General features: G+C 42.2%; 13 protein-coding genes. 1 reads left to right on the top strand and 12 read right to left on the bottom strand.

What is annotated here, in order from left to right; genetic code table 11:
• Positions 1-4 precede the first annotated feature (4 nt).
• The 7 genes from DXA54_RS12705 to DXA54_RS12675 form a co-directional block, all read right to left on the bottom strand.
• The gene (locus tag DXA54_RS12705) at positions 5-1,159 is read right to left on the bottom strand and encodes an MFS transporter (protein ID WP_008649023.1); all 1,155 of its coding nucleotides are present in this window, start codon (positions 1,157-1,159) and stop codon (positions 5-7) included.
• A gap of 136 nt (positions 1,160-1,295) precedes the next feature.
• Positions 1,296-2,897 (bottom strand): hypothetical protein, encoded by a 1,602-nt coding sequence (locus DXA54_RS12700; protein ID WP_008641751.1) that lies wholly within the window; start codon positions 2,895-2,897, stop codon positions 1,296-1,298.
• Between the two features lie 22 nt (positions 2,898-2,919).
• Positions 2,920-3,498, bottom strand: a complete 579-nt coding sequence (locus tag DXA54_RS12695) for an SIS domain-containing protein (RefSeq protein WP_004310374.1) — start codon at positions 3,496-3,498, stop codon at positions 2,920-2,922.
• A 5-nt stretch (positions 3,499-3,503) separates the two neighbouring features.
• Positions 3,504-4,472 carry an ROK family protein gene (locus DXA54_RS12690; protein WP_120079631.1) on the bottom strand — a complete coding sequence of 323 codons (969 nt, stop codon included), beginning with the start codon at positions 4,470-4,472 and terminating at the stop codon, positions 3,504-3,506.
• A 5-nt stretch (positions 4,473-4,477) separates the two neighbouring features.
• Entirely contained in the window at positions 4,478-6,880 is a 2,403-nt protein-coding gene (locus DXA54_RS12685; protein WP_120079629.1) for a glycoside hydrolase family 2 protein, read from the bottom strand.
• A 124-nt stretch (positions 6,881-7,004) separates the two neighbouring features.
• Positions 7,005-9,641 carry a family 78 glycoside hydrolase catalytic domain gene (locus tag DXA54_RS12680; protein ID WP_032852686.1) on the bottom strand — a complete coding sequence of 879 codons (2,637 nt, stop codon included), beginning with the start codon at positions 9,639-9,641 and terminating at the stop codon, positions 7,005-7,007.
• A gap of 125 nt (positions 9,642-9,766) precedes the next feature.
• On the bottom strand, positions 9,767-10,777 hold the full coding sequence (locus DXA54_RS12675) for a LacI family DNA-binding transcriptional regulator (protein WP_008023950.1): 1,011 nt from the start codon (positions 10,775-10,777) through the stop codon (positions 9,767-9,769).
• Between the two features lie 187 nt (positions 10,778-10,964).
• Here DXA54_RS12675 and DXA54_RS12670 point away from each other — a divergent pair, with 187 nt between their 5' ends.
• Positions 10,965-11,606, top strand: a complete 642-nt coding sequence (locus tag DXA54_RS12670; protein ID WP_004307482.1) for a carbohydrate-binding family 9-like protein — start codon at positions 10,965-10,967, stop codon at positions 11,604-11,606.
• 84 nt (positions 11,607-11,690) lie between these two features.
• Here the strand turns inward: DXA54_RS12670 and lpxA are convergent, their stop codons facing one another.
• From lpxA to DXA54_RS12645, 5 genes are all read right to left on the bottom strand, one after another.
• The gene (gene lpxA, locus DXA54_RS12665; protein WP_004307481.1) at positions 11,691-12,461 is read right to left on the bottom strand and encodes an acyl-ACP--UDP-N-acetylglucosamine O-acyltransferase; all 771 of its coding nucleotides are present in this window, start codon (positions 12,459-12,461) and stop codon (positions 11,691-11,693) included.
• An 18-nt stretch (positions 12,462-12,479) separates the two neighbouring features.
• Positions 12,480-13,871, bottom strand: coding sequence for a TolC family protein (locus DXA54_RS12660; protein ID WP_120079649.1), 1,392 nt, complete (start codon positions 13,869-13,871; stop codon positions 12,480-12,482).
• Positions 13,872-13,882: 11 nt separating this feature from the next.
• Positions 13,883-17,314, bottom strand: a complete 3,432-nt coding sequence (locus tag DXA54_RS12655; protein ID WP_120079627.1) for an efflux RND transporter permease subunit — start codon at positions 17,312-17,314, stop codon at positions 13,883-13,885.
• Between the two features lie 15 nt (positions 17,315-17,329).
• Positions 17,330-18,505, bottom strand: a complete 1,176-nt coding sequence (locus tag DXA54_RS12650) for an efflux RND transporter periplasmic adaptor subunit (protein WP_032841908.1) — start codon at positions 18,503-18,505, stop codon at positions 17,330-17,332.
• Positions 18,506-18,689: 184 nt separating this feature from the next.
• Positions 18,690-21,797 (bottom strand): glycoside hydrolase family 2 TIM barrel-domain containing protein, encoded by a 3,108-nt coding sequence (locus tag DXA54_RS12645; RefSeq protein ID WP_120079625.1) that lies wholly within the window; start codon positions 21,795-21,797, stop codon positions 18,690-18,692.
• Between the last annotated feature and the right edge of the window lie 14 nt (positions 21,798-21,811).

Here is a 21,811-nt window from a genome sequence, read left to right as displayed (position 1 = left end):
AGGTTTATGTGGTTTTTATTTTTCTCATTATTCCGATCAGATAGCACCATACAATGGCAAGTACTATGATTGCAGATAACTGACTGTGGAATGAATCGGTAATTACTCCTAAAATAGGCGGGAGGACGGCACCGCCAGATACACCGACGATAAGAAGTGCAGATACTTCGTTCGCTTTCTCGGGAACACGTTTCAAAGACAGAGAGAAGATGATGGAAAACAGATTGGCATATCCTATCCCGAAAACTGCTACACATCCGAGGATAAACCAGAGATTAGTGCTAATGGTCATCAGTATCAATCCTGCGAGAGCTATCCAGACGCTATAAATATAGAATTTACTTTCTGAATATTTCATCAGTAGGATACCACCCAAAAAGGCTCCTACAGTGCGGGCGAAGAAATACACACTATTTCCCATTCCTGCATCTGTCAGTGGTAGATCACAACGTTCCATCAGGAATTTAGGGAAAGTCATATTGATACCTACGTCTACACCTACCAGCACGAGAATACCGATAAAGAAAGCAAGAATGTATTTGTCTTTGAATAATTCAAGAGTGACTTTGAAAGAAATGTTCTTCCGTTCCTGTTGTTTTTCTTGTATAGGGGTAAGCCATAGCCATATCAAAGCGAGCAGTGACAGTCCGGCATAAACGGGGAATATCATTTTCCATCCGAAAAAACTACCAGTCACCCAAGCTGCCAGGATAGGACCCAGGAATGAACTGACTGCTTTGACAAATTGTCCTAGGGTTAATGTACCTGTCAACTTATCGTTTGCAACGACATCCGTTACTAATGGGTTGAGTGAAACTTGCAATAGAGTGTTACCGATACCTATCAAGGCAAATGCGATTAATATGGCGGTAAAGTCATATGCAACGAGTGGAAGACACATAGCTAATACATGGAATGCGAAGCTAAGTAATACGGTTTTCTTGCGTCCGATGCGATTCATTAACATTCCGGTGGGAATAGAAAGCACCAGGAACCACAAGAAACAGGATAGAGAGATGAGATTAACCATCGTATCGGTGAGATGGCTGAAATCATTCTTCACATAGCTCGTGGTTATTCCGACAATGTCAACAAATCCCATAACGAAGAATCCGAACATGACGGAGAGCATTTTTACTATGGATATTTCTTTTTTCATTCGTGTACTTTTGATGATAAATTACTTGGTTGGTGGGCATATATATCCAGCACGGCGGATATATATGGCTAACATGGTGAATATATATGCCCAATACGGTGTATATATATCCCCACTAAATGGGGTGTATATACTTCTATTTTTGTACTAATACCCTGATTGATGAACGAGATAATTTAAGTTTTAGGTTATTCTCTTGCGTGTTGACCGTTTCTGTTGATTCTATAAGATTATCACCTTCCGGTAGGCGTCCTTCCATATATTTGTAGACATTGTATTCTCCATTGGCACCTTCTTTATCATTTTCCAACTGTATCATCTTGTCTTTGTCTGTAGCGTTGGAAAGTACATACGTCCATTTTCCCTCTGTGTTGAGAAAAGCACTTCCGGCTATCAACTCGTCGCCGAGATCCAATGGATATACTTCGTCGCCCTGGCGGACAAAACGTGTCAACAGACTATATGCATAGTATTGAGGACGTACCTCGTAGTCTTCCTTGATTTTGGAATATACATCTGGGTCTTCGGTATAAGCGGATTTTAGATATTTCCATAAACCGAGTTGCTGCATTTCCGAATAGGAGGCATTGCGGTTATAATATTGATCGATCAGACTCCAGTAGCTTACTCCGCAAGCACCGGCATTCAGATAGTTCAGAGCAACGCGGATTATCTGTACCCCTCGCGTATACGTGTCTATACCATATTGACGGGCACTTCCGTATCCAGGAAAACCGAATTCTCCAACAAAATGTCTTTTACCTCCTGCAGAAGCTATATTTTGACGTTCCCAATTTACGAGAGTCGAATTAGGGGTGTTGTAGTCAAACTTGTATACATGAGAGTTATACAGGTCGGCTTCATCGTTTGTGAAAGCGGAAACACAGGCAGCGATATATCCGGGTGTACCGTCTGTATTGTCAGAAAGGTTGAAGTGTACCTTACTGCGTATTCCATCTGCTTTAAACTTGGCATCCAGTGCTTTCACCATGGGGGCGTAGGTGTCCTGCCAACCCATGGTTTCAAAATCACCTTGCCACATGATGCGGCCGTAACCTGCTATATGACTGTCAGGTTCATTGAATGGAGTAATTTGATTGATACAGGTATAATGCTTTTCTTCAATCAGGTATTTCACCATTGTGGAGAAGTTTTCAGCAAATTCTTCATAGTTATCTATACCGGCAATCCAACCCGGATTAACGTTATAACTTCGTGCATCACACAAGAAATGCTTTTGACCATTGTTAATGCCTGATAGTAAGTCGATATTGGTAATGGCTCCCCATACGACTAATGTCACTCCGATATTATTCTCCTGGGCCAGATCCAATACTTTGTATACAGATTGCATTTCTTCCGAATCAAAAGTGAATTTGCTCATATCCGCGACATTAGGATCGTTGTTGTCATTGGAGGGTTCCCACCATTGTGGCTGCATCATGATTCGGAATTGTTGTACTTTCATTTTCTTTACCCGTTGTACAACTATATTTTCCCAATCTTCAGCCTTTGAACCATCATTGCGGGTGATGTTTTGTGAGAAGAAGTGTGGATCCATCTCGACACCGATAGCATGAACCGGAGTTCCTGTTGAATTCCCTACTGCAACAGGATAATAGTTGCAAGCCGGGCAATCGTCATATTTGTTATAATCATCCGAGCAGGCGGACATTCCCCAAAGTGTGCAAACAATACTCAATAGAGTTTTACTGATATGTGTCATTTTCATTGCCATATTGATTAAATTTAGTAGGTTATTATTCAAAGCCTAATTCTGCCTCAATTGCCTGAATCAGAATGTGGATAACTTTGATGTGAATTTCTTGTATTCTGTCGGAATGTGCTGCTCGTGGCGCGCAGACTGCAATGTCTGCCAGTCGTGACAGTTCATTCTCTCCTTTTGAAGTCAGCGCTATCACTTTCATTCCATTGTTGTGTGCTTGTACGGCAGCTTTCAGTATGTTCTCGGAATGTCCGCTTGTGCTGATGGCCAATAATACATCTCCCTTACATCCCATAGCTTCTACATAGCGGGAGAAGATCTCGTTGAACGAAAAATCATTTCCCACACAGGTCATGTAAGCCGGGTCATTGATTGCAATTGCCGGTAGCGGGATGCGGTTGTTGCGGTAACGTCCGGTTAGTTCTTCTGCAAAGTGGGTGGCATCACATAAAGAACCGCCATTACCACAGCTGATAATCTTATTTCCGGCTTTTAATGCTTCGGCGCAGGTAGAGGCTGCCTGTGAAATAATCCCGACTGTTGTTGTTTCCTCAAGAAAGCTCTCCAACGTTTGCCGAGCCTCTTCCAGTGTTGTTTCAATAAGCTCTTTCATAATAGTTAATCGGTTAAGTTAGCGGCTACAGAAAGAGCTGCATAATCTCCTATCTGCTCTCCCAAGGCGGCTGGTTTCACTTTACATACTCTGTTTGCACAGGATAATGCTTCCTGATCGATTATCTTTTGCATGATGGGTTCCATCATATTTTTATTCCGGGTATAGATGCCACCTATCACAATGACTTCCGGATTCAAGATATCGATCACCATGGATAATCCTTTTCCCAGATAAATAGCAGACGTCTCATATATGCTTTGGGCTAATTTATCACCTTTGGCAGCTTCTTCAGCCACTTTTCGGGCAGTAAGCTGATCTAGTTCCTGTAAGGTACACCATTCAACTTTCTGTCCGGTCTGCAATTTCTCCATCACATACATTTTGGAGAGTTGAGCAATACCTCCACCGCTGGCAAATCCCTCAAAAGAGCCCTTTTTACCGTAACCTATCGGACCGAAATCCGACAGGCGGATATGTCCCAGTTCTCCGGCATTGTCATTGGTGCCCGTATACAGTTTGCTATTTAATATTAATCCTGCTCCCAGTCCCGTACCGAATGTGAGAAAGACCATATTCTTAGTTCCTTTTCCTGCTCCGAACTTCCATTCGGCTAAAGCACAGGCATTGGCATCATTGTGTAGATTGGTTTTAATGCCCGTCTTTTTTTCCACCATTGCCACAATGGGGATGTTGTCCCATCCCGGTAGGTTAGGGGGAGACATCACGATGCCTGTTTCACTGTTGAGAGGACCTCCGCAACAGATTCCAATCGCTTTTGTGTTAGTAGGGGTTAGCTGGTGGAGGTTCATCATCTTTTCGGTTTCACAGAGAATTCTGTCTATTGTTTCGTCGACTGTGGTCGTATCAAATTTCTTTTTGTCGATGATATGTAGCTCGTCGTTTTCTTTGATACCGTAGATGATGGCGCATTTGGTGCCTCCTACGTCAATTCCTAACAAGTTCTCTTTCATAACTATTATTTTTTAGCGTATAATCCGGTTTTTTGTAACAGCCGCTTGTATTCTTTCAAGTTGAAAGGTGCCTTGCCGTATAGGTAATGATTCATGAATTTCTGATTACCGATCTGGTATTGGATCAGATAGATTCCTTGACCGCTTTCTTCCGGTAGTGAGGCTATTCTGACCTTTTGATTGGCTGGAATACGGAAAGTGCTCTCATAGATTTTACGTCCCGAGGATGCATCTGTTACCGTTACATTACCACTTTGTACGTTGCGTGTGTCATTCGTTCCTATCAGTGGGTAATTTCCGCCTTCTGCATCATTGATTAGTACACAAACATCCTGTTGAACATTCTTGATGAAATAATATGCCATCTTCTTTGAATTGTAGTAGTCAACAATCGCATCAGAGATCACTGGCCATCCATCCCGCAGGTTCCACCAGACAATACCAGTCTTGTCGTCAAACTTCTTTCCACGCCACATTTCTATGAAATATTTCATAGCTTCTGCCTGTACGGATTGAGAAGCGAATATAAAATCATCCAGTTTGGAGGGAACTTCACCAAAAAGTAAACGTACCTGATTAATCATAAGATTATTGCGATCGAATGTCTTTCCCCATTCTGGGAATCTACGAACAGATTTGGTAACCCATTCATCATTCCATTCATGATTTTTTGTCCAGGGATATACGGCATCTTTTGTCATCATTTTCTGGAGACTTTCTAAATTAGGGCAGCCGTGATAGCCGATTTCACTGACAAAGCAGCAAGTAGCATCCGTATAGAATTTGTCTTTGTAATATCCTCTGGGACCCCATAAATGGTTTTCTGGTAAATATTGGTCAGCACTTCCTCTTTCATATACCGCTTGGCTGTAGTAAGGAGAGCTGGGAAGATAAGGGCGGGTAGGGTCAAACTCATAAATAACTGCCGGAAGGACCTTGCGGCTAACTACATCCTGATTTGGATTAATATTAAATGGTTGCAAAGACCAGCGCAGTGCACAATCGTCTTCATTATTTCCTGACCATAAAACGAGTGATGGATGATTACGTAATTTGCATACAACAGAAATGGCCTCTTCTTCCAATGCTTGTGTAAATGAGCTACGTTGAGGATAGAAAGTGCATCCCATCGTAAAATCCTGCCATACCATAATGCCGTTTTCATCGCATAAATCAAAGAAATGATGATCTTCATACACGTTGCCACCCCAACAACGTATCATATTGCAGTTTAATTCTACAGCCATGCGGATAGATTCGTCTACGAAAGAATGATCCCGGCTATGGAGTGCATCCATGGGTACCCAATTGGTTCCGTGAATAAAAATAGGTTCTCCATTGACTATGAAACAGAATTTACCCGGATGATCCGGTGGGAGGTTGATGTCTGTAATGTCTAGTTGAATCGTGCGGAGGCCTACCCGTTTATTATCTGTTGATAAAATAGTGCCGTCAGAATCTACTAACTCTACTTTTGCATCATATAAAGCCGGTTCTCCATATCCTCTTGGCCACCATAAATCAGCATTCTTGATTTCCATTATATATCGGAATGCTGGGGAAACGACAACAGAGCTTCCTTTATATATTTCTTTCCCATGGCGACTTAGTGTATATACGGCTTTCACTTTGTCGAACTTTTCGAAAGGTAGTTTTACTTGTACATCAGTATACAAACGTACATTTCTGGTAGCAGTGTCTACATTGGCGACCATATAGTGAACATCTGTGAGACGTGCCGGATTCAATACGCGTAATTCTACATCTCTCCACAAACCTGCACTGACTAATCGTGGCAGAATGTCCCATCCATAGGTGTGCGGAGCTTTTCTGATGAATACGGATTCTTCAGACGGGAAGTTTCCAATACTGAATGTCCCTAACAGATGTTTTTGTCCTTCAATAACAGATGAACGGAGTATCACTTGGAGTTGATTGCTTTCTCCTGCTTTTATTTCTTTAGTTACATCAAAAGCATGTTCAATCATCATATTTTCTGCTTTGCCAATGTGTTTTCCATTCAGCCATATATCGGCCAGACAGTCTATTCCGGCAAAGAAGAGTTGATATTGTTGTCCTGGTTTTAGTTGTGGCGCTACGAATGATTTGGAATAACACCATTGATAGCCTTCCCATTTGCGTAATTCATTTACATTACTGCCAATCATCGGATCTTTAATTAAGTTGGCAGCCATTAGGTCTAGTTCTACATTACCGGGGACTTGGGCTGATAGATGTTTCACTTCAGCTAGTTGCATGTCCTTGGGCGAAGTTATAGGTTCTTCAGGTTGCATCCAATAAGAGAGTTCCCATGTTCCATTTAAGGAGATGGAACTACCGGAATCGGCAAAAACACCACTTGTACAAGTGAGAAATATCAAAAATAGCAGTGTACTGATTTTATTCATTGTTAATAGATTTGATTGATGGTGTGACAAAGTAACTAGTGTTATATTTTTATAGTATTACATAACGGTCTCATTTTTTTGCTTCTTTATATATCTCTATTAAACCTCCTTTCTTTTGTTTCAATTAAAATGTGAGTTGATGTTTTCCTGACCTTAAATCTATCTTTTTACCATTATATTCTACTGTCGCATTCGTATTGACTGGGATCGTGACTTTGAGAATCACTTGTTCTCCTTTACGTTCCCATTCAGAACGAATGATTCCGTTTACAGATTTATATTCTGCTTTTACCCAGTCAAGACCTTTTACGAAATGAGGTTGGATAAGAATATGTTTGAATCCGGGTTTCTGTTCATCATAATTAATGCCTGCCAATACATTGTACATCCATGCATTAATGTCTCCAAGAAACATGTGATTTATAGAGGCATCTCTAAATTCAGGTGAAAGTATCCATGTTTCTGCCAGTGTAGTGAAACCTTGTTTTATCCAGTTACCCCAAGATGGAGCTTCTTCTTGTGCGGCCATCTGATATGCCAAGTCAGCATATCCATATTTGGAAAGCATCCGCAGGACTGTTTTACTGCCTAAAACTCCAAAATCGAGCAGGTTTTTATTGGCTTTTATCATCGTAGAAAGATTATCTGCAACCTGCTGTTCGTATTCTTTAGGAACGATTCCAAGGTATAAGGCAACTCCTTGTGCTGCTTGCGAACCATTGGCATAAATAGCTTTGGATGTGTCGAAGTATTTGTGATTGATAAGTAATTTCAATTCTTCTGCTTTCTTAGCATAACTACTACCGTCTTTTCCTATGAGTTCTGCAAATTTAGCCATATACAGATTGTCTAAATAGTAATAGCAGGTAGTGGTGAATTCTGTAGGGGTTTGTGTTTTATGGAATACCCAGTCACCAATTCCGTAAGTTACGGTTCCTTCCGCGTCCTCGCGTCCTGCGAGGTAGGCAAGGTATTTAGTACATACAGGCCATAGTTTTTCGATGCTTCTTGTTTCTCCATAGTAGTGGTAAATTGCCATTGGCACGATAAACATGGCAGCATCCCATACAGGACCTATCCAGTCATCATAGCCCCATCCGGAACTAGGAATGATTCCCGATATACGTCCTTCTTCATTTTGATTATCAATCATATCATCGAGCCATTTTTCATAGAAAGTAATACCATCGAAGTTTAATAATCCTAAATCCATTGTTATGTGTGCATCGGCAGTCCATCCATTTTTCTCTCGTTGGGGACAGTCAGTCGGGATACTCATCAGATTTGATAAATATGATTGATTAGCAGCTTTCCATATTTTATTTAATAGTTCATTTGAACAACTGAATTTACCAACAGGAGGAACAGCCGTATGTATGAATTGAGCGGTTAAGCTCTCTTTAGTAAGTTTTACAGGACGATCTGAACGAACTTCTACATATTGAAATCCATGATATGTAAAATCTGGAGTGAATGTACCTTGTTTTCCGTCCAATATATAAGTGTCTGTTTGAAAAGCGAGGCCAGGTAATGGTTTGTAGTAAATATCTAAGTTGCGCATTTCCAAGCGTCCGTTATCTTTTAGCAATTCGCCGTGTTGCATACTGACTTTAGTGCCTTTCTTGCCATTGATAGAAAGAGTACAGACCCCTGACATATTAACTCCAAAATCGTATACATAGACTGTATCACCAAAAGAACGCATATTGATTGGAGTGATAAATTGTTCCGTTTCAATAGCAGGCATGTTTTGTGATACTAGTAGGGGAGAAGGGGCAGCCACCTGAATTGCATTTGTCCATTTAGAGTCATCAAAACCCGGTTTGTCCCATCCAGCAATTGCAAGACATGCATCATAGGTATCACCACTATAAATATTGTTTTGTATATAAGGACCGATACTCGTTTTCCAAGTAGAATCTGAATGGATGGTTTGCTTTTCTCCATTTTTATATAATATCTCCATTTCGCAGATCATTCTTGGGCGGTTACGCCAGCGGGCTTGCTCATAGCTCCATGTTGCTACAGGGGCCGATTCGTTGTAGAATCCGTTCCCAAGTATTGCAGATAGTACGTTCTCTCCTTTGAGCAGTTGTGAAGTGACGTCGTATGTGTTATACAGATTTCTTTTATCATAATGAGTAAAACCCGGATTGAGATGTGATGATGTTATTGATTTACCATTTAATGTCATTTTATAATATGCAGCGGCACTTACATATAATCTTGCTTGTTGTATATCATCTTGAGCGATAAACGACTTGCGCAACATGGGCGCTGGCGTATAATCTTTATCATGATTATCAGTAATCCATACTCCTGTCCAGTCACTTTGGTTGAGTTGAGCTGTTTCAAAACTGGATATAGGAGAGATAATCTTATGTTCCTTTGTTTTATCCCATGCTATTACTTGCCAGTAATAACGAGTTCTGGATTTCAATTTTTCTGATCCTTGATAGGTCGCATGAGGAGTGTCAGAGTAAATAGTGTCAGATTGCCAGCTATTATCGGATGAGTTTCTCAAATCTTGTTCCCGGGTGGCGATATATAGCTGATAGCTGTCTTGAGAAAACTCTGTTGCATCTTCATTATTGGTTGTGTAATTCCAAGTAAAACGCGGTGCTGGTGAATCAATGCCAATTGGAGAAATTTGATATTCACATCGCATATTTTCAATATCAATGTTGTTACTGCTGCATGCCCATACTAGAAGTCCTAATAGAGCCAGCATGTATTTTTCATTTTTAATTTGGAACTTCATAATTCTGTATCTTTATGTTAATAATTAGAGGGCTATTTTCTTTATTGTTACATTTGTTAATTTGATATCATTATTTATTTTCACTAAACCGGTTAAGTGATTGAAGAAAAAATGTAAAATCATGACTAGGGTAATGAACATGGCAGGACAAGTGTTTCTACTTCTCTTTTTTCGGTCGAATTTTCCAAGCGATATTTGATATCGCCAAGTAGAATCCTTACGGCATTCTTACCGATCTCTTCTATTGGCATTCTTGCGATGTTCATATTAGGTGCTAAGACACGGAATGCTGATACTCCATGAATACAAGCCAATTCATATCCTTTATTTATATTGATTCCTTTTTCATAAAAGTAACGGAATGCTTCCAGAGCCAAAATATGGGTTGTGAAGAAGAACCCATCTACATCAGGTACTTTGCTGAATATTTGATCAAGAGTCTTGAAAACATTCTTCTCATAATCAACAAAGGTCACCTCTCCATATAGATCAGGATCAACGGGTAGGTTGGCTTCAATTAAAGCTCTTGCATACCCTTCTCGTCTCATATTCATTGTGCGGAGATGAGGATTCGTGGTAATAATAGCTATTTTAGATGATCCGTTATCGATCATTTTCTTTACTAACTCGTAGCTACTGCCTTCATTGTCAATAATGATGTAGTTTGTCTGCATCTCAGGAAAGTAGCGGTCAAATAAGACTAATGGATAGCCTTCTTTGACTAGATTCTGTATTTCAATTTTAGAAACTTTTGTGGGGGCTACTATAATTCCATCCACCTGTTTCGCTTTGAATAACCGGATCATTCTGTTTTCTCTTTCTATTTCAGATTCAGAGCTACAAATCATTAATGAATAGCCTTGTGTTTCCGCTTCCTTTTCTATAGAACGGGCAACTTTGGAGTAAAAAGAGTCTGTAATATCCGGTATGATTAATCCGATTGTGCCTGATATACCTGTATTTAGGCTTCTGGCTAATAAATTAGGCTGGTAATTCAACTGTTTGGCGCATTGAAAGACTTTTTCTTGTGTAGCAAGACTAATACCTTTTTCATCCCCCTTACCAGAAAGTACCCAAGAGATTGTTGTCTTGGATAATTTTAAGGTTTCTGCTATGTCTTTAAGGGATGTTTTCATAAACAGTATCTATTTAATCGGTTAAGTGATGGCAAATATATGAAAAAATATCTCATTATATAATAGTTGAGCAATATTTAACTAAATATTATTTTTTGATATAATAATTTGCAATTTAAAAATAACATAGAAATAAGGTGTAAACCAAAGAAAGTAACTATATTTGTATCATTCAAACGAAAGATATATGAAAGTAAAGAAAATTAGTGCGGCTAACGTGGAGGCTTGTTCGCTTCCTAAACTATTCGATGAAGAAAAAATAGATTTTCAGCCGATTCAGTGTGTCAATTGGGCTGAATATCCTTACAAACCTAAAGTGAATTTTCGAATTGCTCACACACAGAACTCGATTTTGCTACATTTTAAAGTGAAAGAGGAGAGTGTACGTGCCAAGTATGGAGAAGATAACGGTTCTGTATGGACTGACTCCTGCGTGGAATTCTTTTCCATACCTGCAGGCGACGGGATCTATTATAATATAGAATGCAATTGCATCGGAACTATTCTGGTGGGTGCCGGACCTGTGCGTAACAACCGCGAACATGCACCGAAAGAGGTGACTGCTCTTGTACAACGCTGGTCTAGTCTGGGTAATCAGCCTTTTGCTGAACGCATCGGTGAAACGGACTGGGAAGTGGCCCTTATTATTCCGTATTCTGTGTTCTTTAAGCACCAGATTGATTCGCTCGACGGAAAGGAGATAAAAGCTAATTTCTATAAATGTGGCGATGAATTGCAGACCCCTCATTTCCTTTCATGGAATCCGATACAGATTGAACAGCCGGATTTCCACCGCCCTGATTTCTTCGGAACGTTGGAGTTTGAATAGTGAATTGAATCTTTGAATTTGAAGATAAAAAAGAAGGTTGATACTTGAAAAAGTATCAACCTTCTTTATATGGACTCACTTTGTTTATTTCACAATCCCTCTTTCCGAGTTCTTCACGAAATTTACAATATTCTCGATCTCCTCACTCATAGGAACCTGATCGATGATCTTCTGTACAGCATCCTGAACGCTAAAATTACCCTGATAAATCAAACGGTATGCGTTGGCGATGTGACGGAGGACTCTTTCCGATGTATTGCGATGTTGCGAGAGAACCACAGCATTTACACCGTGATATGCCACCGGATTTCCTGACATGATAACGTATGGAGGCACATCCTTAGATATACGGCATCCACTTTGTACCAGTGTCCAGCTACCTATATGACAATATTGGTGTAAGGTGACATTGCCACTTAGGATAGCGCAGTCATCCAGCATACACTCTCCTGCAATGGTAGTACCTATGCCTACTACACAGTTATTGCTGATTTGTACATCATGGCAAAGGTGTACCTTATCCATTAGGTAGTTTCCATTTCCGATTTTGGTAGCATTGCCGGCAAATGTAGCGCGGCTGATTACCACATTCTCACGAATATCGTTGTTATCTCCAATAATCAGGCTACTTTCTTCTCCTGTGTAGTGGAAATCTTGCGGTTCCGCTCCGAGGACGGCATTCTGATGTACCTTATTTCCTTTTCCCATTTTAGTACCTTGCAAGATACTAGCGTAAGACATGATGACGCAGTCATCTCCGATCTCTACATTCTTTTCGATGTAGGCAAAAGGCAGAACAGTTACATTCTTGCCTAGCTTTGCTTCGGGATCTACGTAAGCTAACGGACTAATCATAATAGTATATGTTTAAAGTTATTCTTCTCTTCCACCACCCAGTGCCTGGTAAAGGCTTACTACTGCCTGCATTCGATCAAAGCAATCAGAAACCTGAGAGATTTGTGCGCTCAGGTAAGACTGTTGTGCAGACAATACTTCCAGGTAGGTTGAGGTCCCTAAGTTAAACAATTCTTTTGTATCTTCCGAAGCTTTTTTAGCAGATTCTACCTGCATTTGGCGAGATTCTACCTTTTCACTGGTCTTTTGGTATAAACTTAGCGCATTGCTAACCTCACTACCAGCATTCAATAAGGCTTGTTGGAAAGATAATTTCGCTTGTTCTTCCTGCGCTTTAGCAGCTTTCAGGCGAGCGATGTTCTGTCCGCGGTAGAACAATGGCTGTGTCAGTGAACCGACAACAGAGGCCAACAATTTGCCGGGATTAACGATTCCGGCTCCTGAATTATTTGTCCATCCTGCTGAACCGCTAAGTGTGATTTGCGGATAGAAAGCGGCACGAGCCGAGTTGGTATTATAATAGCAACTAGCCAATGACATTTCGGCTGCTTTTACGTCCGGACGATTGGATAATAGCTGAATAGGCACACCGGCGGAAAGTTCGGTTGGAAGTACTTGTGCTTCCAATTCACCACGCTTGATGGCATGGGGAGCCTCTCCCAAAAGAGTAGACAGTGCATTTTCCGTTTCGCGGATACTCTGCTCGATATCAGGAATACTGGCAAGTACCTGTGCGTAAGCGGCTTTACTTTGTTCTACACCAGCTGAATTGATGCTATACATGGCCGCATCTTTCATGGCTTCCATCGTTTCTGCATTCTTTTTCAGAATTTCTGCTGTAGCCTTGGTTATTTCCAACTGGCGGTCCAACATCATTAATGTATAATACATATTGGCGACGTTAGAGATAACCTGTGTCTGTACTGCCTGGCGGTAAGCCTTAGTTTGCTTCAGAGTAACCTGGGCACTCCGTTTAGCATTCAGTAGCTGACCAAACAAATCAATTTGCCAACTAGCTGTGACAGGTAATGAATAAGTTTTTGTAGCTGCGTTCTTGTCGAAGCAGCTAATCGTTCCTTGCGGAGACAATCCCAGTGACGGAGCATAAGCCAAACGTGCCGACATCAGGGATGCTTCTGCCGCTTTCACATTCTGTGCAGCAGACAAGAGGTCCGTATTTTGTTTCAGTCCTGCTTCGATGAGTGACTGGAGTTGCGGGTCGGTGAAGACTTCTCTCCACGGCAGATTTCCGAAGTTAGCTGTATCCGAAGCCAGTGTATCATTATCCGCTACCGGATCGCGATACAGGCCGGAAGTAGTGATATCTTCGGGTCTGTCATACGACTTATAGATGTGGCAGCTGCTCAAGAGAGCAGTTGCGCACAACATATATAGAATCTGTTTCTTCATATCGAATTTCATTATTTAGCGTATTGTTCAATCTCTGTTACGGCATCTGCATTGTCAATATCTTCCCATTCCATCGGTTTAACTTTCTCTTGCAGATACTGGAAGATAACAAACAAGGCAGGAACGATGAAAATTTGGCAAATCATACCGATTAACATACCACCGATAGAGGCAGTACCTAGTGTACGGTTACCGTGGGCACCTACACCGAAGGCAAACATCAACGGAAGCAAACCGACTACCATCGCCAATGATGTCATCAGAATCGGGCGGAGACGAGCACCGGCACCCAATACAGCTGCCCAAGTGATACTCATACCCATCTTGCGACGATCTAGGGCGAACTCTACGATCAAGATGGCATTCTTCGCCAACAGACCCATCAACATGATTAACGCGATCTGCATATAGATATTGTTTGACATCGTACCCAGAATCATCTTCAATGCCGAAATATTACCGATAGCACTTACACCATTCACAAACAGGAAACTGCCTAACAGACCGAACGGAATGGATAATAATACGGCCAATGGAAGAATGTAACTTTCGTACTGTGCACTCAACAATAAGTAAACGAATACAAAACAGAGTACAAAAATCAGTCCGGTAGCACTTCCGCTACTTTGAGCCTCTTCACGCGCCATACCTCCTAGTTCATACGTATAACCGGTAGGCAGGTTTTCTTGAGCAACTTCGGCAAGAGCCGTCAATGCCTGACCGGATGTATAACCACTTGCCGGAGCTACCATTACTTTCATAGAGGTATAAAGGTTGAAACGACTAATAATATCCGGACCATATACTTTCTCCACAGAAATGAACTGGGCAATCGGGGCCATCTCGCCTGCACTATTACGCACCTTGATATTTTTTAAAGATTCCAGGTTTTTGCGTGATAACGGATCTGACTGAATCATAACACGATACATCTTACCGAAACGATTGAAGTTGGATGCATATAAACCTCCGTAATATCCTTGCATAGTAGTGAGGATATCGCTCGGGCTGATACCTGCTTTTTTACAAGCTGCTGCATCGATGTCGATCATGTATTGCGGGAAATTCGGGTTGAAGGAAGTCTTTGCCGAATTGATTTCCGGACGTGCTTCCAGTGCTGCCGTATAATCATTAACCACATCGAAGAATTTGTTCAGGTCACCACCGGTCTTATCTTGCATATTGACCTCAATATCCGTAGATGCCGAGTAACCCGGGATCATAGGAGGAGCGAAGAACAATACCTGTGCTTCTTTAATAATCTTTTGTGCACGCATATATAAGGAACCGACTACAACGTCTGAATTCTGTATCATGGAACGTTCGTCCCAGTCTTTCAGTTTGATGATGAAAGAACCGTATGATGGTCCCTGGCCACCGATAAAGCTGAATCCGGAAATCATGGTACGTGACAATACCGCAGGATCGGAAGCGATCAGACTGTCTACACGTGCCATGATTTTTTCAGAACGGTCTTGAGAAGTACCCGGAGGCAATGTTACTGCTCCCATCAGCGTTCCGGTATCTTCATTAGGCACCATACCTGTCGGAGTGGTGTTCATGAAGAATACAAGTATCACAATGGAAGCGACAACTAATCCCATAGACAACCATTTCTTCTGGATAAAGAACAGTACTCGTTTCTTATAACGTTTCAGGATTGATTCGTATGTATCGTTGAATCTGTTTTTAAACTTCTTCGTACTCATTCCGATCAGTGCCAGAATACTAAGCACTACGAAAATTGCAGTGACTATTGGATTGATACTGAACAAACCAAAGATCATGCCGAGAATGGCAATAAGCGTGAAAGTAAGTGTAATTCCCGGATGCAACATCTTTCCGATAGCCTCGGTATATCTGTTGATCATGGTTGTATGGGCTGCCGTATAGGCTACTTTCATGCGTTCTTTCAATGTGGAGTCTTCCGTTGTTCCGTCTTCTTTTTTGTGAGGTTTCAGAAGAACGGCACACAAAGCCGGACTCAAAGTCAATGCGTTCAATGCGGACAGACCGATAGCGATAGCCATAGTCATACCGAACTGACGATAGAATGTTCCTGCTGTACCTCCCATGAAACTTACCGGAACGAATACGGCCATCATGACCAACGTAATAGATACGATAGCACCACCCAATTCATTCATGGCATCGATAGAAGCCAGACGGGCAGATGTATAACCTTGGTCAAGCTTGGCATGCACACCCTCGACGACCACAATCGCATCGTCGACCACAATCGCGATAGCAAGCACGAGCGCACATAACGTCAACAAGTTCAAACTGAATCCTACCAGGGACAGGATGAAGAAAGTACCGATCAGAGCTACCGGAATGGCGATAGTCGGAATCAATGTCGAACGTAAATCCTGCAAGAAGATATACACTACGATAAACACCAGGATAAATGCTTCGATCAACGTCTTCAATACTTCATGGATAGAAGCGAAGAGGAAGTCGTTGGCATTCATGGAGATGTTCAGTTTCAATCCGGTAGGTAACGTTTTTGATGCTTCATCCAACAATGCTTCAATATCACTGATGGTCTGTGTCGCATTGGTTCCTGCCATCTGGTATACGATACAAGTCACAGATTTGTGGCCGTCTACCCGGTTGGTAAAGTTATATCCCAAACGGTCCAGCTGAATTTCTGCTATATCTTTCAGACGGAGTACTTCACCGTCAGGAAGAGATTTGATAACGATATTTTCAAACTCTTCAGGCTGTTGCAAACGTCCTTTATAGCGGATAGTATATTGGAAAGTTTGGTTACTTCGTTCACCGAACTGTCCTGGAGCTGCTTCGACATTTTGTTCTGCCAGAGCAGTGGAAACATCACTAGGTACGAGCTTGTATTGTGCCATGACGTCCGGTCGTAACCAGATACGCATAGAATAATCCTGACCCAAAACGTTAGCATCACCTACACCTTGAACACGTTGTACTTGTGGGATTAGGTTGATTTTAGCATAGTTTTCAATAAATGATTCGCTATATGTATCTGTCTCGTCATATAGAGAGAATACTACCAGCATGGAAGTCTGGCGTTTTTGAGTGGTTACACCGACTTTAGTTACTTCGGCAGGCAACAGACCTTGTGCCATAGAGACACGGTTTTGTACATTGACAGCGGCCATGTCCGGGTCTGTTCCTTGTTTAAAATATATGGATATCTCACCGGAACCTGTGTTTGACGCAGTTGAGGTCATATACATCATGTTTTCAACACCGTTGATCTGTTCCTCCAATGGAGCAATCACGGAATTCAATACGGTCGATGCACTGGCTCCCGTATAGGTGGCTCTTACCGAAACAGTAGGAGGCGCGATGTCCGGATACTGCGTGATAGGCAGTGTCGCCAATCCGATAGCCCCCAGGATGACTATCAGGATAGAAATAACGGTTGATAGTACCGGACGGTTAATAAATCTATCTAATTTCATATGATTATCTGATTATTAGTTGAAGGCTGTGGCTAAATTACCGTCGCGTTGGTCTTTCAAATGTTGTTGATAGTTTGCTTCTTTCTGCGCTGGTGTGATAGGTTGAACCTTCTGGCCATCTTTCAGGTTTTGTACTCCTTCGATTACAATTTTATCTCCTGAATTCAAACCGGAAGTAACCAAGTACTCTTTCCCGTTATCCAGATTAAAGATTTTGATTTCTGTATATTTCACTGTGTTGTCCGGTTGCAGAACATAAACGAACTTCTTATCCTGGATTTCTACTGTTGCAGACTGCGGTATAGTGATTACATTCTCCATGGTATAAGGAATCAGAGCGTTTGCCGTGCCTCCACTACGCAATACATGTTCCTTATTCGGGAAGATAGCACGAATGCTTACCGAACCGGTAGATTGGTCGATAACGCCTGTGATAGCGTCTACTTTTCCATCTACATCGTATGTGGAACCGTCGATTAGTTGCAGTTTGATAGTCGGTATCTTGCTGATTTCTTCTTTGATTGTGCTACCGGACTTGGTCATTGCCAGCAATTCCTTTTCTGTCATTGAGAAGTATACGTATACTTCGTCAATTTCGGATACGGTAGTCATCGGTGTAGCGATAGAAGGGCTTACTAGTGCCCCTATACGATAAGGAATATCGTTGATAACACCATCTGACGGGCTTTTAACTTGTGTGAATGACAAGTTCTGTTGAGCAGTGGTCAGTTGTGCTTTTGCCTGTGCCAACTGTGCTTTGGTTTGTGCCAGAGAGTTTTCTGCCATTGCCAGGTCATAGTCACTGATAATTTGCTTCTTGTTCAACTCTTTCTTATTGTCATACGTCATTTGTTGAGTGCTCACTGCTGCTTCGGCTGTAGCAACTGCTGCTTTGGCAGTGCGTACGGCTGCTTCATATTGAGTCGGGTCAACAATGAACAACACTTGTCCCTTACGTACAGTTGCTCCTTCGTCTACACACAGTTTCGTGATGAAGCCCGATACTTGGGGGCGGATTTCTACATCTTGTTTACCTTTGATTGTAGCCGGATAAGCGGTTGTTAAATTGGCAGTTGTTTTTTGTAACTCTTGTACTGCATATTCAGGAGCCTTTCCTGTGTCATTGCCCTTATTGCCACAACTAGACAAGAGGGCTACGCAAAATGCAAATAAAACAATTCTACTTTTCATACTTAATAAATATCTGTTTTTTAATTTAATGCGTTTGTTGCCAGTGTGCTGTTCGTCCATATAGATTAAGGGGGTTAAGGAAGAAAAAGCCGGAAACTAATTCGGTTAAATTAGTTTCCGGCTGCAAAAGTACTTTAAATTCGGTATTCTTGTTCTCTGATACCGTGTTTTTTAACTATGTTTTTTACTTTATTTTATGATATACAGGAGTCATAATAAAACTTAACTCATAATCTTGGTAAGGAAGACGGTATTTTTCCAGTGGTATAGCTCCCCAACTGTTCACACAAGCAAGCCCTGCTTGTGCCTTATCGATACAGAAATTGGTGAAGTCTGCCTTTTCTACTTCCGGTGAGTGACGTTGATCTTTACCGTCACCGTCATCCAATGACTCGATGGTATAATTCAGGGCAGAAGCAGAGAAAGGAGCATCCGATATGAATTGCAATCCGTTACCACTAATGTTCAGAAGTCTCCACCAGCGGATATCCGTTTTGGTTCCGGTTTCCTGCGGGCGGATGTAAGGATAGAATTGTTCTTCTACTGTCTGGCGGTATTTGCCTAGCATGGCTCCGTGGTTACGGTCAGCATAGTTTTCTCCCGGACCACGGCCGTAGTACTCCACCTCATTGAAGTTGACAGGCATACGCATTTGCATACCGAAGCGGAACATTTCAGAAACCTTCTTGCTCTTGTCTGCCACCATCTTCTGCGTAACCTTCACTGCACCTTTATTATTAATAGTATAAGTCAGTGACAATGTTCCACCTATCGATTTCATATCATATTCAGCACGAACCACTGCCTGATCGTTTTCAATAGCATGTTTTAGAGAAGTCAGTTTCAGCTCCGGATTCTTCCATGCAGCATATTTATGTTGCAGTCCGGCTCCGAAATCATTGTCGGTCGGTGCACGCCAGAAGTTAGGAGTCAATGCGCTGCCGTCTTCCATCATTTGCATACCATTGACGTCGTAGCGACAAAGGTAACCATTGTGCTTATTGAAGTCCATAGAGAAGTTTTCACCTTTAACAATCAGGTAATTGCGGTCGTTATCCAAAATACTGGGCACGATAACCGGAACGTTGGAAGCCTGTTGATTTTCCAGTTTCAGTCCCGGTGCTTTGTAGTCGCGGATGCTTAACTGGTCGTAAGCGATAGTCGTTCCTGCTGGCAGCAACGTTTCGGCGGCTTTCAGTTTATAGCTCACATTCAGCAACAATTCCTTGCAAGGACAGATATTCTTCACGTCAAACGGAATTTGCACTTTCACAGTTTGCTGGGGTGCAACTTTCAGGTCGGATACAATGCCTGTTTGCACTACTTCCCCGTTTGCCAGTAATTGCCATTCCATATAATATGCAGAGAGGTCGCGGAAGAAATATTCGTTGAAGATATTGATTTCACCTTTGGCAAGATCCGCAGGAGTAGTCCATATATCCTGATAGAAATAAGCTACTTCATAAGCATGCGGATTAGGCACGCGGTCGGGGCTGATTAAACCGTTATCGTTGAAGTTGTTGTCCGAAGCGTCGTATTTGTTGAAATCACCGCCATAACCATAGATATTTACTCCGTCTTTGTTTTTCCAGTGGCAGGACTGATCTACAAAGTCCCAGATAAATCCACCCTGATATTTCGGATATTTGCGGATGATGTCCCAGTATTCTTTGAATCCTCCCTGTGAATTACCCATTGCGTGCGCGTATTCGCATTGGATTAACGGCTTTTGGATGTCGCCTTCGCTATATTTGATACAAGCGTCGTAGTCATAATACATCGGGCAGAAAATATCGGTGAATTCGCTGGTTCCTGCTTGTTCATACTGTACGGCACGTGTCTTGTCTTCGTTCTTAATCCAAGTGTAGCATTCCTCAAAGTTCGGTCCCATGCCGGCTTCGTTGCCCAGTGACCAAAAGATGATGGACGGATGGTTGTATCCGCGTTGTACATTGCGTTGGTTACGCTCCATGTGAGCTTTAGCGTAACTCGGGTTCTTTGCCAGTGTCTGATCGCCGTAACCCATTCCGTGAGATTCTACGTTGGTTTCGGCCACTACATACAGACCATATTGGTCACAAAGGTCATACCAACGGTTGTCGTCCGGATAATGGCAGGTACGCACAGCGTTGATATTCAATTCTTTCATTACTTTGATATCCTGCAACATACGTTCGAGAGAAACGACATAACCGCCGTCCGGGTCCATTTCGTGGCGGTCGGCTCCTTTGAAGAGTACCGGTTGCCCGTTGACGAGTATCTGTCCGCCTTTTAGCTCAATCTTGCGGAATCCTACTTTAACGGGGATTACTTCTACTACGTTGTTGCCGTTTTTCAGTGTAGCGGTCAGCGTGTAGAGATTAGGCGTTTCGGCAGTCCATTTGGCCGGGTTGGAGATGGATAGGGTAGTGTTTAATTTGCCAGAGCCTTTCAGGTCGGCAGTTGCTACACTGTTACCTTGAGTATCTGTCAAGTCCAAGGCAACTGTGCCGCTTCCTTTCAGATCAACGGCTATGTTCAGCGTACCGTCTTTATATTGGCTATCCAAATCTGGAGTGAGGCGAATATCCTGGATGTATTTCTTGTCACGTGCGTAAAGATAGCAGTCACGTCCTACGCCAGAGTAGCGGAAGAAGTCCTGATCTTCCAGATAACTGCCGTCGCACCAGCGGAATACCTGGAAGGCAATCACGTTTTTACCCGGTTTCAGGTAGTTGGTCAGGTTGAACTCGGCTTCCAGTTTGCTGTCTTCGCTATATCCTACGTAACGTCCGTTCACCCAAAGGTACATGTTGGAAGTTACCGAGCCGAAATGCGCAAAAATCTCTTTGCCTTTCCAGTCGGCGGGAAGGATGATTTCTTTCCGGTAAGAGCCTACGTGATTGTTTTCTGTCGGCACTTGCGGAGGATTGTTTTTGAATTGGCTTCTCCAGGCATATCCTACGTTGACATAGATAGGATCACCGTAACCGTTCAACTCCCAAACGCCAGGCACCTGAAGGTCATCCCAACCTTTGTCGTTGAAATTAGTTTGATAAAAGTCGGTCGGTCGTGCATCTGCATGTCTTACCCAGTTGAATTTCCACGGACCGTTCAGGGTCATGAAATTCGTTGAATTTTCTTTAATGCCGGCTTTAGCTTCATCAGCCGATGCGTAAGCAAAGTAATTAGTGTGCATAGCGGAGCGGTTTACGGAATTCACTTCCGGGTCTTTCCACTCATTGAAGCTTTGTGCTTGAATTGCTGTCAGTCCCAATGCAGCCAAGCAGCAAGAGAGTAGTTGTTTCTTCATGGGTTTTTGTATTA

Origin of the sequence: Bacteroides sp. OF03-11BH, from assembly GCF_003604005.1 — a bacterium.
In the GTDB taxonomy this organism is placed as follows: Bacteria; Bacteroidota; Bacteroidia; order Bacteroidales; family Bacteroidaceae; genus Bacteroides; species Bacteroides ovatus.
This window is presented reverse-complemented; position numbering and strand designations above follow the sequence as displayed.

Bases quoted from the DNA above. Each gene is read 5' to 3' on its own strand.
- DXA54_RS12650 (WP_032841908.1), bottom strand. From the start codon at position 18,505: ATGAAAAGTAGAATTGTTTTATTTGCATTTTGCGTAGCCCTCTTGTCT.
- DXA54_RS12700 (WP_008641751.1), bottom strand. From the start codon at position 2,897: ATGGCAATGAAAATGACACATATCAGTAAAACTCTATTGAGTATTGTT.
- DXA54_RS12705 (WP_008649023.1), bottom strand. From the start codon at position 1,159: ATGAAAAAAGAAATATCCATAGTAAAAATGCTCTCCGTCATGTTCGGA.
- DXA54_RS12660 (WP_120079649.1), bottom strand. From the start codon at position 13,871: ATGAAGAAACAGATTCTATATATGTTGTGCGCAACTGCTCTCTTGAGC.
- DXA54_RS12690 (WP_120079631.1), bottom strand. From the start codon at position 4,472: ATGAAAGAGAACTTGTTAGGAATTGACGTAGGAGGCACCAAATGCGCC.
- DXA54_RS12645 (WP_120079625.1), bottom strand. From the start codon at position 21,797: ATGAAGAAACAACTACTCTCTTGCTGCTTGGCTGCATTGGGACTGACA.
- DXA54_RS12685 (WP_120079629.1), bottom strand. From the start codon at position 6,880: ATGAATAAAATCAGTACACTGCTATTTTTGATATTTCTCACTTGTACA.
- DXA54_RS12680 (WP_032852686.1), bottom strand. From the start codon at position 9,641: ATGAAGTTCCAAATTAAAAATGAAAAATACATGCTGGCTCTATTAGGA.
- DXA54_RS12675 (WP_008023950.1), bottom strand. From the start codon at position 10,777: ATGAAAACATCCCTTAAAGACATAGCAGAAACCTTAAAATTATCCAAG.
- DXA54_RS12670 (WP_004307482.1), top strand. From the start codon at position 10,965: ATGAAAGTAAAGAAAATTAGTGCGGCTAACGTGGAGGCTTGTTCGCTT.
- lpxA (WP_004307481.1), bottom strand. From the start codon at position 12,461: ATGATTAGTCCGTTAGCTTACGTAGATCCCGAAGCAAAGCTAGGCAAG.
- DXA54_RS12655 (WP_120079627.1), bottom strand. From the start codon at position 17,314: ATGAAATTAGATAGATTTATTAACCGTCCGGTACTATCAACCGTTATT.
- DXA54_RS12695 (WP_004310374.1), bottom strand. From the start codon at position 3,498: ATGAAAGAGCTTATTGAAACAACACTGGAAGAGGCTCGGCAAACGTTG.